This window comes from Aeromonas simiae, assembly GCF_000820125.1.
Lineage (GTDB): Bacteria > Pseudomonadota > Gammaproteobacteria > Enterobacterales > Aeromonadaceae > Aeromonas > Aeromonas simiae.
Map to the genome: position 1 here is coordinate 58914 of NZ_CDBY01000071.1, position 14199 is coordinate 73112.

General features: G+C 65.5%; 12 protein-coding genes. 9 read left to right on the forward strand and 3 right to left on the reverse strand.

Going from position 1 to position 14199, the window contains the following annotated elements; translation table 11 throughout:
* Window positions 1-98 precede the first annotated feature (98 nt).
* The gene (locus BN1134_RS15385) at window positions 99-2717 is read right to left on the reverse strand and encodes a nitrate reductase (RefSeq protein ID WP_042048286.1); all 2619 of its coding nucleotides are present in this window, start codon (window positions 2715-2717) and stop codon (window positions 99-101) included.
* A gap of 277 nt (window positions 2718-2994) precedes the next feature.
* Here BN1134_RS15385 and BN1134_RS15390 point away from each other — a divergent pair, with 277 nt between their 5' ends.
* Both BN1134_RS15390 and BN1134_RS15395 read left to right on the forward strand, forming a co-directional pair.
* The gene (locus BN1134_RS15390; protein WP_042048287.1) at window positions 2995-3924 is read left to right on the forward strand and encodes an SPFH domain-containing protein; all 930 of its coding nucleotides are present in this window, start codon (window positions 2995-2997) and stop codon (window positions 3922-3924) included.
* Window positions 3921-4394 (forward strand): NfeD family protein, encoded by a 474-nt coding sequence (locus BN1134_RS15395; protein ID WP_042048289.1) that lies wholly within the window; start codon window positions 3921-3923, stop codon window positions 4392-4394. Before BN1134_RS15390 ends, BN1134_RS15395 begins: the two co-directional genes overlap by 4 nt.
* Here the strand turns inward: BN1134_RS15395 and BN1134_RS15400 are convergent.
* Window positions 4369-4785, reverse strand: coding sequence for a CBS domain-containing protein (locus BN1134_RS15400; RefSeq protein WP_042048290.1), 417 nt, complete (start codon window positions 4783-4785; stop codon window positions 4369-4371). The genes BN1134_RS15395 and BN1134_RS15400 overlap by 26 nt on opposite strands.
* Before the next feature lie 163 nt (window positions 4786-4948).
* Between BN1134_RS15400 and BN1134_RS15405 the strand changes: the two genes are divergently transcribed.
* Genes BN1134_RS15405 through BN1134_RS15415 form a run of 3 tightly spaced genes read left to right on the forward strand, consistent with a single transcriptional unit; the run spans window position 4949 to window position 8174 of the window.
* Window positions 4949-6862 (forward strand): ABC transporter ATP-binding protein, encoded by a 1914-nt coding sequence (locus BN1134_RS15405; RefSeq protein WP_042048304.1) that lies wholly within the window; start codon window positions 4949-4951, stop codon window positions 6860-6862.
* Complete coding sequence (locus BN1134_RS15410; protein ID WP_052449511.1) at window positions 6849-7268, forward strand: DUF2390 domain-containing protein; 420 nt, start codon at window positions 6849-6851, stop codon at window positions 7266-7268. Before BN1134_RS15405 ends, BN1134_RS15410 begins: the two co-directional genes overlap by 14 nt.
* Before the next feature lie 48 nt (window positions 7269-7316).
* Window positions 7317-8174 carry a 23S rRNA (adenine(2030)-N(6))-methyltransferase RlmJ gene (locus tag BN1134_RS15415; protein WP_042048292.1) on the forward strand — a complete coding sequence of 286 codons (858 nt, stop codon included), beginning with the start codon at window positions 7317-7319 and terminating at the stop codon, window positions 8172-8174.
* A gap of 118 nt (window positions 8175-8292) precedes the next feature.
* Here the strand turns inward: BN1134_RS15415 and BN1134_RS15420 are convergent, their stop codons facing one another.
* Window positions 8293-9543 (reverse strand): mechanosensitive ion channel family protein, encoded by a 1251-nt coding sequence (locus BN1134_RS15420; protein WP_042048293.1) that lies wholly within the window; start codon window positions 9541-9543, stop codon window positions 8293-8295.
* A 151-nt stretch (window positions 9544-9694) separates the two neighbouring features.
* On the opposite strand from BN1134_RS15420, the gene BN1134_RS15425 reads away from it, so the two are divergent.
* The 4 genes from BN1134_RS15425 to BN1134_RS15440 all read left to right on the forward strand — a co-directional run bounded on the left by BN1134_RS15425 (window position 9695) and on the right by BN1134_RS15440 (window position 13747).
* Window positions 9695-10273, forward strand: a complete 579-nt coding sequence (locus BN1134_RS15425; protein WP_042048294.1) for a lysozyme inhibitor LprI family protein — start codon at window positions 9695-9697, stop codon at window positions 10271-10273.
* Window positions 10274-10349: 76 nt separating this feature from the next.
* The gene (locus BN1134_RS15430) at window positions 10350-12302 is read left to right on the forward strand and encodes an LTA synthase family protein (RefSeq protein WP_042048295.1); all 1953 of its coding nucleotides are present in this window, start codon (window positions 10350-10352) and stop codon (window positions 12300-12302) included.
* Between the two features lie 218 nt (window positions 12303-12520).
* Window positions 12521-12889 carry a VOC family protein gene (locus tag BN1134_RS15435; protein ID WP_042048296.1) on the forward strand — a complete coding sequence of 123 codons (369 nt, stop codon included), beginning with the start codon at window positions 12521-12523 and terminating at the stop codon, window positions 12887-12889.
* A gap of 15 nt (window positions 12890-12904) precedes the next feature.
* Window positions 12905-13747, forward strand: coding sequence for a hypothetical protein (locus BN1134_RS15440; RefSeq protein WP_042048297.1), 843 nt, complete (start codon window positions 12905-12907; stop codon window positions 13745-13747).
* Window positions 13748-14199 lie beyond the last annotated feature (452 nt).

Sequence of the window (14199 nt, forward strand, 5' to 3'; positions counted from 1 at the left end):
TGATGACTCGTCACGCAACATGGAGACCAACTTATTGAATCTACCCCCTTTTTATCTATCAGGGGGTAGAGGGGTAGAGCCGACTGGCGGCGCCTGGCTCACCCCTGCTGGCAAGCCAGCAGGCGCGCCACCTCGGGCAGGCAGGTGCCGCAGTTGCTGCCGCAGCCGAGCAAGGCTTGCAGGCCGGCCACCTCGCCGATCCCCTGCTGTGCGATGGCATCGAGGATCTGCCGCTCGCTCACCCGCAGGCAGGAGCAGACCAGCCGGCTGGCGCCGGCCAGCGCCTGATCCAGGGTGGCGATGAGGGCATCGGCCTGTAGCGGGGCGCCGAGCAGGCTGGCTAGGCTGTCGCTGCGCACCTTCATGGGATCGGGCGTCACCAGCAGCAGGCTGGCGATCCGCCCCTGGGCCAGCTCGATGGCGAGCCATCCCTTGGCCTGGGGCAGCCGCAGCCAGTTGCCCCCGGCGCTCAGCCGAGCCCAGCAGGCGTCATCGCCTTCGCTCCAGCTCGCCAGCCACTGGCACACCCCGCCGCCGACCGCCCCCACCAGGGGGCGCCGCGCCCACCAGTCGACCGGCAGCCCCCACGCCTGCGGCCCGAGCCAGAGCCCCTGCCAGCGCAGAGGGCGCAGGCTCACCCGCACCGCCTCCTGCTTAAAGGCGGGCTGGCCCGAGAGGGGATCGACCCTAGGCGCCAGCAGGCGGTTGACCCCGCTGCCCACGGCGTAGCTCTCGCTCCAGTGCATCGGCAAGAAGGCCTCCCCCTCGCGCAGCCCCTCGTCGCGGGCCGCCAGGGCGTGGGCCTCCCCTTGGGCACTGCGCAGGTGCAGCAGGGCGCCCGGCTCGGCCCCCAGCGCCAGCAGGCTGGCCGGCCCCAGCCGCAGGGTGGGCCAGGGCTCGGACTCTTGCAGCCGAGCCACGTGGCCGGTGCGGGTCATGGTGTGCCACTGATCGCGCAGCCGCCCCGAGTTGAGCAGCAGTGGCAGCCCCTCGCCGGGCTCGACCTGCAACGGATCGGCGGGCGGCGCCGCCACCACCAGCCGGGCCCGACCATCGGCCGTGGCGAAGCGGCCATCGGCAAACAGCCGATCGCAGCCGTCGGGGTGTGCGGCGTTGACTGGCCAGCGAAGGGGGGTGAGCGCCTCATACTGCTCGCGGCTCAGGTGGGCCAGTGCCGAGATATCGAACTGGCGCGCCCCGTCGTTCTCAAAGCCCGAGAGGGCGGCATGCTCGCAGAAGATCTGCTGCTCGTGCTCATAGGGGAACGCCTCGGCAAAGCCCAACCGGCGCGCCAGCTGGGTCAGCGCCCACCAGTCGGGACGCGCCTCGCCGGGCGGGGGCAGAAAGGCGCGCTGGCGGCTGATGGTGCGCTCCGAGTTGGTGACCGTGCCCCCCTTCTCGCCCCAGGCGGCGGCCGGCAGCAGCAGGTGGGCCAGCCGGGCGGTGTCGGTGTCGGCGGTGACATCGGAGACCACCAGCAGCTCGCAGCGGGCCAGCGCCTCGCGTACCCGCAGCGAGTCGGGCAAGGAGACGGCGGGGTTGGTGCCGAGCACCCAGAGGGCGCGGATCTCCCCCTTGTGCAGCGCCTCGAACAGGGCCACCGCCTTGTGGCCGGGGCCGCTCACCAGCCGTGGCGCCCCCCAGAAGCGAGCGAGGCGATCGCGGCTCTCCTCGTCAAAGCCCATGTGGGCGGCGAGCTGGGTCGCAAGCCCCCCCACCTCGCGCCCGCCCATGGCGTTGGGCTGGCCGGTCATGGAGAAGGGGGCCGCCCCAGGCTTGCCGATGCGCCCGGTCAGCAGGTGGGCGTTGATGATGCAGCCGGCCTGATCCACCCCACGTTCGGACTGGTTGATCCCCTGACAAAACAGGGTCACGGTGCGCGGGTTGGCGCCAAACAGGCGGTAGAAGCCGAGCAGATCGCAAAGCGGCAGATCGCAGGCGGCGGCCACCGCCTCGGGGTGCCAGCAGGGGCGGTCGAGTTCGGCGGCCAGCCCGTCAAACTCGGCCACGTGGCGCGCCACATAGGCCTTGTCCCACAGCCCCTGATCGAGCAGGTAGCGGCACAGGCCGTTCCACAGCGCCACATCGCTGCCGGGGCGCAGCGGCAGGTGCAGATCGCCCTGGCTCGCCGTCATGGTCTGGCGCGGGTCGATCACCACCAGCTTCATCCCTGGGCGCCGCTCGCGCGCCTGTTGCAGGCGGCGAAACAGCACGGGATGAGTCCAGGCGGTGTTGGCGCCGGTCAGCACCACCAGATCGGCCAGCTCGAGATCCTCGTAGCAGGCGGGCACCAGATCCTCGCCAAAGGCGCGCTGGTGCGCCACCACGGCCGACGACATGCACAGCCGCGAGTTGGTGTCGACGTGGGGCGAGCCGATGAAGCCCTTCATCAATTTGTTGGCGACGTAGTAATCCTCCGTGGTGAGCTGGCCCGAGAGGTAGAGCGCCACGCTCTGTGGCCCCGACTCCCCTATGATGCGCGCCAGCTCGCCGGCCAGCCGGTCGAGCGCCGCCTCCCAGGTGAGCCGCTCCCCCTGCCAGCGCGGGTAGAGCAGCCGTTCGGGAAAGGCGAGACTCTCGATCAGGCTGCTGCCCTTGATGCACAACGCCCCCCGGTTGGCCGGATGGGCCTCATCCCCTGCCAGCCGCCACTGGCCGGCCTCCTGCTCCACCCTGACGCCGCAGCCGACGCCGCAATAGGCGCATACACTCCGCATGGCTTGCTCCTCCGAGACCAATAAAAAGGCGCCCGCCCCCTGTGGGGCAGACGCCAGTGTCGATACGCTTCCAATTTGTAGTCTAATGATGGACAGCAATGACACAGCAAGTTGTGCGCCAATTCTGATTTAGGGTGAATAAGTAGGAAAAGGCGGCGATCCGGCACAGTTCTTGGGCCAATTTGGTGCAATTGGCCCTATTTGGTGCAGTCTGATGGCTGGCCCTTTCCCCTTATGGGGTATAAGCTGCTGATAATCCATCAAAAGGAGCAAGATGATGAATGAACCCCTGATCGTGTTGGCCATTTTTGTCGTCATGGTGATCGTCACCCTGAGCGCCGGCATCAAGATAGTGCCGCAAGGCTACAGCTGGACCGTGGAACGCTTTGGCCGTTATACCCGCACCCTCTCCCCCGGCCTCAACCTGCTGGTGCCCTTCATTGACCGGGTCGGCCACAGGATCAGCGTGATGGAGCAGGTGCTCGACATCCCCTCCCAGGAGGTGATCTCCCGCGATAACGCCAACGTCACCATCGACGCCATCAGCTTCGTCCAGGTGGTCGAGGCGCACCGCGCCGCCTATGAGGTGAACGACCTGCTAAGCGCCATCCGCAACCTGACCATGACCAACATCCGTACCGTGCTCGGCGCCATGGAGCTCGACGAGATGCTCTCCCAGCGCGACACCATCAACGAGAAGTTGCTGCGCACCATGGATGCCGCCACCGCCCCCTGGGGGGTCAAGGTGACCCGTATCGAGATCCGCGATGTACAGCCGCCGCACGATCTGGTCGAGGCGATGAACGCCCAGATGAAGGCTGAGCGTCAGAAGCGCGCCGAGATCCTGGAAGCCGAGGGGGTGCGTCAGTCGAAGATCCTCAAGGCCGAGGGGGAGAAGCAGTCCCAGATCCTCAAGGCCGAGGGTGAGCGTCAGGCCGCCTTCCTCGCCGCCGAGGCGCGCGAACGGGCCGCCGAGGCCGAAGCCCGCGCCACCGAGATGGTCTCCCAGGCCATCGCCAAGGGGGATGTGCAGGCCATCAACTACTTCGTGGCCCAGAAATACACCGAGGCGCTCACCCGTATCGGCGAGAGCGACAACAGCAAGCTGGTGATGATGCCGCTTGAGGCCAGCCAGCTGATCGGCGCCATCGGCGGCATCGGCGAGTTGCTGGCCAATGGCATCGGCCGCAATGGAAAGAGCGCATGAGCGAGTGGCTGACCACCCTCTCCCACTGGCACTGGCTGGGGCTGGGTTTCCTGCTGCTGGTCATTGAGGTGAGCACCAGCGTCGGTCTGCTGCTGTGGACCGGCATCGCCGCCCTCGAGGTGGGGTTGCTGCTGCTGCTCTTCCCCTTTGGCTGGCAAGGGCAGTGGCTATTGTTTGCCCTGCAAGCCACCCTCACCACCTGGCTGTGGTGGTGCTGGCAGCATAGGCGCGATCAGGCGCCGCACGATGCGGCGTCCGGGCTCAACCAAAGGCTACAGGGGTACATGGGGCGGGAGGTGATCCTGCTCGATGCCGTGGCGCAGGGGCAGAGCCGGGTACGCCTCGACGATACGGTGTGGAGCGTCATCTGCGACGAGCCGCTGCCGGCCGGCAGCACCGTCAAGGTGGTGGGCGCTGACTCCCACCGCCTCAAGGTGATCCCGCTCAGCCCTGAAAGCAGCCCTGATTGATGCTGGCGCGCAGCAGATCCTTCCAGGTCACGATCCCCACCAGCTCGCCGTTGTCGAGAACCGGCAGGCAGGAGACCCCCTTGTCCAGCATCAGGCTGGCGGCCGCTTGCAGCGACATGCGCGGCGAGACGGTGATGGGGTGGCGGGTCATGACCTGGTGGGCCCGCTTGTGCAGGGTCTGTACGTCGCGCAGTTGCTCGGTCTGGGAGCCCAGATAGGGGCTTAACGCCTGAAACAGGTCGGTGTCGGTCAGCACACCGACCAACTCCCCCTCCTCAACCACCAGCAGGTGACGAAACGGCGCCTGGTCAAAGATCTCCTTGATGGTCTCGAGCCGGTCGTCCATGGCGATGGTCGCCAATCGGGTGGTCATGATATCCGCAACGTGCATAGGCACACTCCCCGTTTGAGCCTCGGTATGAGGGTTATGGCAGGTTTGCCGCCGGCAAACCATCGCCTCGCTCCCATATTGTGGGTCAGGTGTGCAAACAGAGGCCATTTCACGTAAGATCGGCCCGTTTTTTTCGCCCTTTTTTCAAATCCCCGGTATCTCCATGATCGTTGCCAGTGAAGTCGAACTGATCCGCGGCGGCCGCAAGCTGCTCGATGGCGCCAGCGCCACCATCCACCCCGGCCACAAGGTTGGTCTGGTGGGCAAGAACGGCAGTGGCAAGTCCACCTTCTTTGCCCTGATCCGCGGCGAGCTGACCCTGGACGGCGGCTCATGCACGCTCCCCTCCGGCTGGCAGATTGCCGGCGTGGCCCAGGAGACCCCGGCGCTCGACTGCTCCGCCCTCGATTACGTCATCGACGGCGACAAGGAGTTTCGCGCCCTCGAAGCCCGGCTCAGCGCCGCCGAGGCGGCCGACGACGGCATGCTGGTGGCAGAGCTGCACGGCCGGCTCGACACCATAGGCGCCTGGAGCATCCGTGCCCGCGCCGCCGAACTCTTACACGGCCTCGGGTTTGGTGACGAGCAACTTAGCTCGCCGGTGCGCAGCTTCTCCGGTGGCTGGCGCATGCGTCTCAACCTGGCCCAGGCCCTGCTGTGCCGCTCCGATCTGCTGCTGCTCGATGAACCGACCAACCACCTGGATCTCGATGCCGTCATCTGGCTGGAGAAGTGGCTAAAGAGCTATCAGGGCACCCTGATCCTCATCTCCCACGACCGGGACTTCCTCGATGCCGTGGTGGGGCGCATCATCCACATCGAAAACGGCAAGCTCAACGAATACACCGGCGGTTACTCCGACTTCGAGCTGCAACGCGCCGAGCAGCTGGCCCAGCAGCAGTCGATGTTTGAAAAGCAGCAGCGCGAGATGGCCCACATGCAAGCCTATGTCGATCGCTTCCGCTACAAGGCCTCCAAGGCGCGCCAGGCCCAGAGCCGCTTGAAGGCCATGGAGCGGATGGAGAAGATCCTGCCCGCCCACGCCGACTCCGAATTTAGCTTCGAGTTTCGCGAGCCCTCGGCCCTGCCGACCCCGCTCATCGCCATGGAGAACTTAAGCGCCGGGTACGGCGACAAGGTGATCCTCGAGAAGATCAAGCTCAACCTGGTGCCGGGCTCGCGCATCGGCCTGCTGGGTCGCAACGGGGCCGGTAAATCGACCTTCATCAAGATGCTGGCCGGCTCCAACCCGCCGCTGTCGGGCAAGCTCGAGGTGAGCGCCGGGGTGAGCATCGGCTATTTTGCCCAGCACCAGCTCGAGACCCTGCGCCCGGATGACACCCCGCTCGCTCACCTGGCGCGCCTGGCCCCGGATAAACCCGAGCAGGAGCTGCGCAACTACCTCGGCAGCTTCGGCTTTCACGGCGACAAGGCGCTCGACAAGGTCGCCCCCTTCTCGGGCGGCGAGAAGGCGCGCCTGGTGCTAGCGCTCATCACCTGGCAAAAACCCAACCTGCTGCTGCTCGATGAACCGACCAACCACCTGGATCTGGAGATGCGCCACGCCCTGACCCTGGCGCTGCAAGGGTTCGAGGGAGCCATGGTGGTGGTCTCCCACGACCGCCACCTGCTGCGCACCACCACCGATGACTTCTATCTGGTGCACGCAGGCCGGGTCGAAGCCTTTGACGGCGATCTCGACGATTATCACAAGTGGCTCGGCGAGCAGGAGAAAGAGGCAAACGCCAAGCCGGCCGATGCGCCGCTCTCGGCCAATTCGGCGGTCGCCAGAAAAGATCAGAAGCGCCGCGAGGCGGAGTTTCGGCAAGCGACCCGCCCGCTGCGCCAGAAGCTCGAAAAGCTCGAGGCCAGCATGGAGCAGCTGCAAGGCAAGCTCGGCGAGATTGAAACGCAGCTCGCCGACCCGGCCATCTACGAAGAGAGCGCCAAGGGCCGGCTCTCAGAGCTGCTCAAATCCCAGGGCCCGCTCAAAGAACAGCTGGAAGCCGTGGAGCTGGAGTGGATGAGCCTCAGTGAAGAGCTCGAGACCATGGAGCAGGCCTTTGCCGCCGAGTAACTGGCCCGCGCCGGCCCCATTTTGGACGTGGGCGGCCGAGCGCTACGAGCGGGACCCGCAGCGCTGGCTCGCCCTGCAAGCGCAGGGGGGCAACGTCAACCTCGCCCTGCTGCTCGCCTGGTGCGACGAAGTGGGGCGCCGGGCCCCGCCACTGCACGCCCTCGAGACGGCCATCGCCCCCCTGGAGGCGCTATTGCAGGAGTTTCGCGCCCTGCGCCGACGTATCAAGCCGCAACTGGCCGCGACGGACTACCACGCCCTGCTGCAACACGAGCTGCGCCTCGAGCGCGAGCAGCAGGCGCGCCTCTTGGCGGCTGCCGCCTTGAGCGAGAGCGGTGACGTCGCGCCAGGGCAGGCACTGGCGCACTATCAGCTGCGCCACGCACAGAACAACCCGGGTCACTGAGACCCTTTCCCGAACACCAAGGCGCGCTGCGCCAGGAAATAAGAGATCATGCTGAGCTATCGCCACGCCTTTCACGCCGGCAACCATGCCGATGTCCTCAAGCACGCCGTGCAGGCCCTCATTCTCGAGAGCCTGAAGAAAAAAGAGAAACCCTTCATCGTTCTCGACACCCATGCCGGTGGCGGTCTGTATGATCTGCGCGGCGAGTGGGCCCAGAAGAAGGCGGAATTTGCCGATGGTATTGGCCGGCTGTGGGACGAGCAGGCGCGCTGGGGCAGTATCGACCCCTATTTGGCTATCGTGCGCGCCATGAACGACGATGGCACGCTCACCTACTACCCCGGCTCCCCCGAGTTGTCGCGCCGCCTGACCCGAACGCAGGACAAGGTGGTGCTGATGGAGCTGCACAACAACGAGGTGGAGTCCCTGCGCGGCAACATGCAGGGGGATGAGCGCGTCACTGTGCATCACCGTGACGGCTTCGAGGGGCTGGTGGCCCTGCTGCCCCCCACCCCGCGCCGCGGTCTGGTGCTGGTTGACCCGCCCTATGAGCTTAAAGAGGATTACTTCCGGGTGGTCGAGACCTTGAAAAAAGCGCAGAAGCGTTGGGCCACCGGCATCTATGCGATCTGGTACCCCATCCTCGGGCGCGAGGCGGATCGGTCGCGCGATATGCTCAGCGCCATCGCCAAGGCAGGCCTGGGTGACGTGCTGGTTGCAGAGCTGGAAGTGGCCGGTCAGACCCCGGACTGGGGCATGAACGGCTCAGGCATGGTGATCATCAGCCCCCCTTGGCAGCTGGACGAGCAGATTGACGCCTTCCTCAAGCCCCTGTGCGCTAAGCTGGCCCAGGGCCCCGGCGCCCAGTACCGGGTCGAGTGGCTGAGCCGCCGCGAGGCGCCGTAACCGACAGGCCGCCCGAGGGCGGCCTGTTGCATGGCTCGCTGGCGCCTGGGCTTAGCACTGGATCGAGCATTCCATAAAAGAGGGGGCCAGCAGCCCCCTCTTTTTGCTTAGCAGACGGTTATGACTGCGGCGCACCGCTCCAGCTGCGCATGTCGTAGCCGGTGGGCGACTGGTGCAGGCGCAGGTGGAACTGATCGATCACCGCCAGCAGGTGATCGAAGATGTCGGCCTGGATCGCCTCATACTCCAGCCAGGCGGTGGTGGCGGTGAAGCAGTAGATCTCAAGCGGCACCCCATCCGGGGTCGGCGACAACTGGCGCACCATCAGGGTCATGTCATTGCGGATCTTGTCGCTCGCCTTGAGGTAGGCCTCGAGGTAGGCGCGCAAGGTGCCGAGGTTGGTCAGATGACGTCCGTTGATGGGGTTGCCAATCGCCTCCTGCAAGCGCAGGTTGTAGTCGCTCAGCTCCTGCTCCTTGCGGCTGAGGTAGGGAGCCAGCAACTTGGCCTGCTTAAGCGCCACTATCTCTTCGTGAGCCAGGAAGCGCACGCTGGTCATGTCGATGTTGACGCTGCGCTTGATGCGCCGCCCACCCGACTCGGTCATCCCCTGCCAGTTCTTGAACGAATCGGAGATGAGCGCATAGGTGGGGATGGTGGTGATGGTCTTGTCCCAGTTCGACACCTTGACCGTGGTGAGGCCGATGTCGGTCACCTCGCCATCGGCGCCGTACTTGTCCATCTGCAGCCAGTCACCGACGCTCAGCATGCGGTTGGCCGAGAGCTGGATCCCCGCCACCAGTCCGAGGATGGGGTCTTTGAACACCAACATCAGGACCGCGGTCATGGCCCCCAGGCCGCTGAACAGGAACAGCGGCGACTTGCCGATGAGCAGGGAGAGCATCAGGATGCCCACCAGTATGCTGCCCATCAGCTTGACCCCCTGGAAGATGCCGCGCAGGGGCAGGCTCTGACCGAACTGGGTGCGCCGGCTTAAAAACAGCACACAGTCGAGCAGGGCAAACAGCGCCAGCAGCAGGAACAGCAGGATCCACAGCTGGGTGGTGACCACGATGAACTCAAGGCTCTCCGAGTCACGCGGCAGCCAGATCTCGGCCTGGCCGAGCAGCACCACCCCTTGCAGCACAAAGGCCAGGCGGTTAAACAGGCGCTGCTGCAAGTTGGCCGGCAGCCACACCTGCTGCTTGCGCTCAATCATCCCCACCAGACGCACCAGCAGGATGCGGTGCAGCAGCAGGTGCAGCAGCAGCGAGGTCACCACGATAAAACCAAGGGCGATGGCCAGGGCCATCATGTTGGTGACCTCCAGCCCGAGCCCACCGAGCCAGGCAAACAATTTCTCTTTCATGCACTTCCTCCTTCGAGCCCGCTAGGATACCACTCCCGCCCGACTCTCCCATGAATAGAGAGGCAGGCTGTGACGCATCCTGTCCCAGCAAAGATGCGATGTGGCGCGGGTTGTGGTCTAGTGAAAAGGAGATTACGAGGAGAAACACACCATGCGCCTGTTCATGCTGCTTCTGCTGGGTCTGCCGCTGCTGGCGGACGCCGCGCCTGCCTTCGACTGCGCCAAGGCCGAGGGGACGGCCGAGCAGCTCATCTGTCACGATCCCTCACTGGCGGCGCTCGATCGAGAGCTGGCCGAGCGCTACCCGAAAGCGATCGCCCACTTCCCCGAGCGGGAGCAGCGTCAGGAGAGAGCCATCCAACGCGGCTGGATCAAGGGGCGTAACGAGTGCTGGAAGAGCAGCGACGTGCGCGCCTGCATCGAGCAGAGCTACCGCATGCGCATCACCGAGTTGCAGATAAAGGGGGGGCAGCTCGAGGTGCCTGCCCCGACCAACTACCAATGCGGCGCGGCCCTGCGCCTTGAGGTCTACTTCTATCAGGGCGGCAAGCTGCCGGCCGCCGTCCTCAATCTCACCGAGGGGGACGACATGCAACAAACGCTGGCGTATGGCGAGCGCCAGGCGGACGCCACCCGCTATACCGGGCGCAACACCCACCTGCTGGTGCAGGGAAGCCGGGTCACGCTGGAGCGCTATGGCAAGCCCTCACTCACCTGCCAACCCGGATAGGCAGTTGTTCATCTTGCCATCACGGCGGCAAAACCGTTAAATGTGTGCCTTTGCACACTCTTAACGGTTTTCCCCCATGTTCGCGCGATTTCTTTTCGCCGGGCTGGCGCTGCTGGCGCTGCTTGCCCTGCTGCTCAAGTCACTGATCCTGCTCTGGTCTCCCGCCAGCTTTGCGGCCTTAAGTTCAGCCCAGCAGCTGGAGGCCATAGTGTGGGGTTTTCGCTTCGATCTGGCGGCCGCCTGCCTGGTGTGGGCGCCGGCCGCCCTGCTCTGCTGGCTCTCGGTGCGTCTGCTGCACCGGCGTCGTCTCTCTTGGCTCTGGTGGTGGGCGCCGGCCCTGCTGCTGGCCGCCATGCAGCTGGGCGATCTCATGTATTTCGACAACTCGGGCCGCCACGTGGGCTACGAAATTCGCGAGCTGACCCGCGAGTTTGCCGGCCTGTTTGACACCGCCCTCAAGCAGTACTCGCTGCCCATGCTGGGGCTGCTGGCCGTCGGCCTCGCCACCGCCCTGCTCTGCCGGCGCGGCGCCGTGCTGCAAAGGCGTCTGGGCCCGCTGCGCATCGAGTTGCCGCTGCTGCTGGCCCTGCTGGTGGCGGCGGTGGGCATTCGCGGCTCCCTGACCGAGCTGCCGATGAAGCCCGATCGCGCCTATGACATCGGCAACCCGCAGCAGGCGCTGCTCTCGCTAAATCCGGCCTATGCCATGCTAAGCGGCCTGCTCGCCTCCAGCAAAGGACAGGCCAGCAACCCGCTCTATCGCCAACTGCCGGCACCGAGCAGCAAGGCCCTCGCCCAGCTCGAGCCACAACGCCTGCGCGCCGCCGAGCCCTACCAGGCGCCGACGCGCCAGGTCAACGTGGTGCTGATGTTGCTCGAGAGCTGGCCGGCCGAGGTGATGCACAGCTACAACCCGGCCGCCCCGACCGAGCCGGCCGTCACCCCCAACTTCGATGCCCTGCACGCCAAGGGGCTGCGCACCGACGGCCTGCTCGCTGGCGGCCGGCGCACCGTCGAGGGCTTCTTCAGCGCCCTGTGCTCCTACCAAAATCCCCTCGAGGCCGGCGTGCCCAACACGGCGCTGCAAAGCCTTCCGTATCACTGCCTGCCCGAGCTGCTGAGCCAGGCGGGCTGGAGCACCGCCGTCTTCCAGGGGATGCACAAGGGGGAGACCGGCTCGTTCGCCCAGCAGCTCGGCACCCAGCACTCCTACGGCAAGCTTGAGATGCCGCCGGCCCAAGTCGAGAAGAACAGCTGGGGCTATCAAGATCCGGATCTCTACCGCTTCGTGGTGGCGCAGGCCAAGCGCGAGACCGCCCCCTTCTTCTACATGATCAACAACACCACCACCCACGACGATCAGCTGCCGCCGGGCGAGCCATGGGTGTTTGGCAAAGAGGACGCCAAGGCGCGTCAGCTGAGCGTGCTGCACTACGCCGATAAGGCGCTGGGCGATTTCATCCGCGCCTTCGAGCAGGCCAACATAGGGCCGACCCTGTTTGTCATCACCGCCGATCACACCGCCGGTGAACGCTCCGGCCATCTGGGGCGCTACTGGATCCCGTTCCTGCTCTACGCCACCGACGGCTCGGTACCGGCCCGCCACGTGCCGGGGATCGGTGCCCAGCAGGATATCGCCCCGACCATCATGGAGTACCTCGGCGGCCGTGCCCCCTGGTTTGCCGGCCACTCCCTGCTGAGCCAGCCGCCACAAGGGGCCGGCTATGCCACCAGCGGCAGCCTCGGCTGGGTCAGCGGCAAGACGGTGATCGAGTATCCCCTGCAACATCCGGATCAGCTCACCTGCTACGACTGGCAACAGGATCTGGCCATGACCACTCCCCAACCCTGTCCGGCGCAAGCCAGCGCGCTGCGCGATCTCAGCTGGGCCAGCACCTGGTATCAACAGAGCCTGCTGTTCCAGGGCCAGACCCGGGAGTTCGGCCGCATCGATCCGGCCAGCCTGCTGCGCAATGACAGCGCCACGCAGACGGCGGGGGGCTCCGCCAAAACCCAGCCGGCCGGCTAAGTCGCGCTGGGTGCAACCCATCAGCAAAAGGGAGGCAGTCGCCTCCCTTTTGCTGTTCTGGTCTGCTTTCTGAATCCATTGTCAGCAAGCGCTGGTCAAACCGGGGATGAGCGCTTACGATAGCCATCCGACGCCTACCTCTTGTCGGTCATCTCCCACATAAAGATGAGCCTGGATCGGCGCCGCCGACCCGTACTCTTCAGCAAAAGGAGTTTGCTGTGTTTGATCATGTCGAAATCAGGACGGCCCACTTCAGCGCAAGCCGTCACTTCTATGAGACCGTGCTGCGCCCCCTGCGCATCGAGCCCAAGTGGGCCAATGAGCTGGAGGCCGGCTTTGGCAAGATGAACAGCGACCTGGTGGCCTTTCTCATCGCCCATGACGAAGCGGCCCCCAGCGGCCCTTGCCATCTGGCCTTTCGCGCCGCCCATCAGAGCGAGGTCGACGCCTTCTATCGCGCCGGCATTCAGGCCGGCTTTCGCTGCAACGGCAAGCCGGGGCTGCGCAAGCACTACTCCCCCAACTACTACGCCGCCTTCCTGTTCGATCCCGATGGCAACAACATCGAGGCGGTGGTCTATCTCTGAGCCCCACGCCATCCCATGCTCGTTTTCTACATTCGCCACAACTGGAGCCACAGCGACTTTGCCGCGCTCAACCCGCGCCTGTTCGCCGAACGCAAGATAGCCGTCCATTACCAGGAGGCGGCGGAGCCGTTCAACCGCGACCATTACCACAGCAGTAGCGCCAAAACCGCCATCGACTACATCAACCGGGCCTCAGCGCAAGAGACCCTGATCGTCGCCGCCTACGCCGGCATCGACAAGATCCTGATCGGCCTCTCATGCTCAGGCAGCAAGGGGGTCGAGGAGTGCCAGGGGAACCAGCTCAAGGTGGTGCAACTGTGCAAGGTAAGGGAGGTGAGCCGCCATGAATTTCTCCTGCCCTTCGTGGTGCCCCCGCCCCATGCAGCCTTCGTCCGCTGGCATATGGGCGAGCGCGCTGTGCTGCGCTTCTACCGCAATGAAAGAGACGCGATCGGGCTCGACATGCTGCTCCCCTGGCACCTCGAGCTATTGTGTGAAGAGTGGCTGCGCAAGCAGCAGCGGCTACACCGCAAGCTGTTTCACACCGGCAAGACCATGCAGGATTTCGATATTGTCGGCCTCGATCCGCAAGGGGAGTACCTCATCGCCCAGGTCAAGCACAAGGCGAGCGCGGCCGCGGTGCGCGATTTCTTTAGCAAGGCGGCCCCCTTCTTTGACCACGATGCCGCGCGGCTAAGGCGCAGCGCCCTGTTCTTTGCCGGCCACGCTCCCCAGGACGCAGGGCCGGGCCCGATCATCCCGATAGAAAAGGTGATCGCCGAGTTTGAACGTGATGAGCCCGGTTACCTCGCCGCCCTCTATGGCAGCCATCAACCCGGCACCGCGCCGCGCACCTAAAAAAAGCCCGGCCAAGCCGGGCAACATCGGCTGCCAGCCGTCGGCAGCACACGGTCATCAGTGCAAGAGATGATGGCGCTATCATAAGTGGCCGCCCGCGCCAGCCGCCAATGGATTGTTCCGACCGGGGCAATCGACTCTCGCCATCACCCAGCGCACTTCGCCGACGAGCATGCGGCCCCCACAACCGTGATGGGACGGGCCCAGCCTGGATATAAGTCAGCCGCCCCGGATCAGCCGCTGGGCTGGGTGGCGCAAACTGGCAGTGCCGAGCAAACCGCTGGCGGACGGCCACCCAAATAGCGGGGGTGAGTTCATCCCAAGTCGCGAAGTGGCCGGCGAGGTGAAAAAGCGATGAGCGAAGCGGGCGGTGCGGCGGGCCTTCGGCTGCTGGCCGAGCTGCGCTTGGCTAAGCGGCTGAAGGCCCCATTTTGCGGCTCCCCCTCCCCCAG

Coding starts and splice junctions, on each gene's coding strand:
- BN1134_RS15385 (WP_042048286.1), bottom strand. CDS start 2,717: ATGCGGAGTGTATGCGCCTATTGCGGCGTCGGCTGCGGCGTCAGGGTG.
- BN1134_RS15390 (WP_042048287.1), top strand. CDS start 2,995: ATGAATGAACCCCTGATCGTGTTGGCCATTTTTGTCGTCATGGTGATC.
- BN1134_RS15395 (WP_042048289.1), top strand. CDS start 3,921: ATGAGCGAGTGGCTGACCACCCTCTCCCACTGGCACTGGCTGGGGCTG.
- BN1134_RS15400 (WP_042048290.1), bottom strand. CDS start 4,785: ATGCACGTTGCGGATATCATGACCACCCGATTGGCGACCATCGCCATG.
- BN1134_RS15405 (WP_042048304.1), top strand. CDS start 4,949: ATGATCGTTGCCAGTGAAGTCGAACTGATCCGCGGCGGCCGCAAGCTG.
- BN1134_RS15415 (WP_042048292.1), top strand. CDS start 7,317: ATGCTGAGCTATCGCCACGCCTTTCACGCCGGCAACCATGCCGATGTC.
- BN1134_RS15420 (WP_042048293.1), bottom strand. CDS start 9,543: ATGAAAGAGAAATTGTTTGCCTGGCTCGGTGGGCTCGGGCTGGAGGTC.
- BN1134_RS15425 (WP_042048294.1), top strand. CDS start 9,695: ATGCGCCTGTTCATGCTGCTTCTGCTGGGTCTGCCGCTGCTGGCGGAC.
- BN1134_RS15430 (WP_042048295.1), top strand. CDS start 10,350: ATGTTCGCGCGATTTCTTTTCGCCGGGCTGGCGCTGCTGGCGCTGCTT.
- BN1134_RS15440 (WP_042048297.1), top strand. CDS start 12,905: ATGCTCGTTTTCTACATTCGCCACAACTGGAGCCACAGCGACTTTGCC.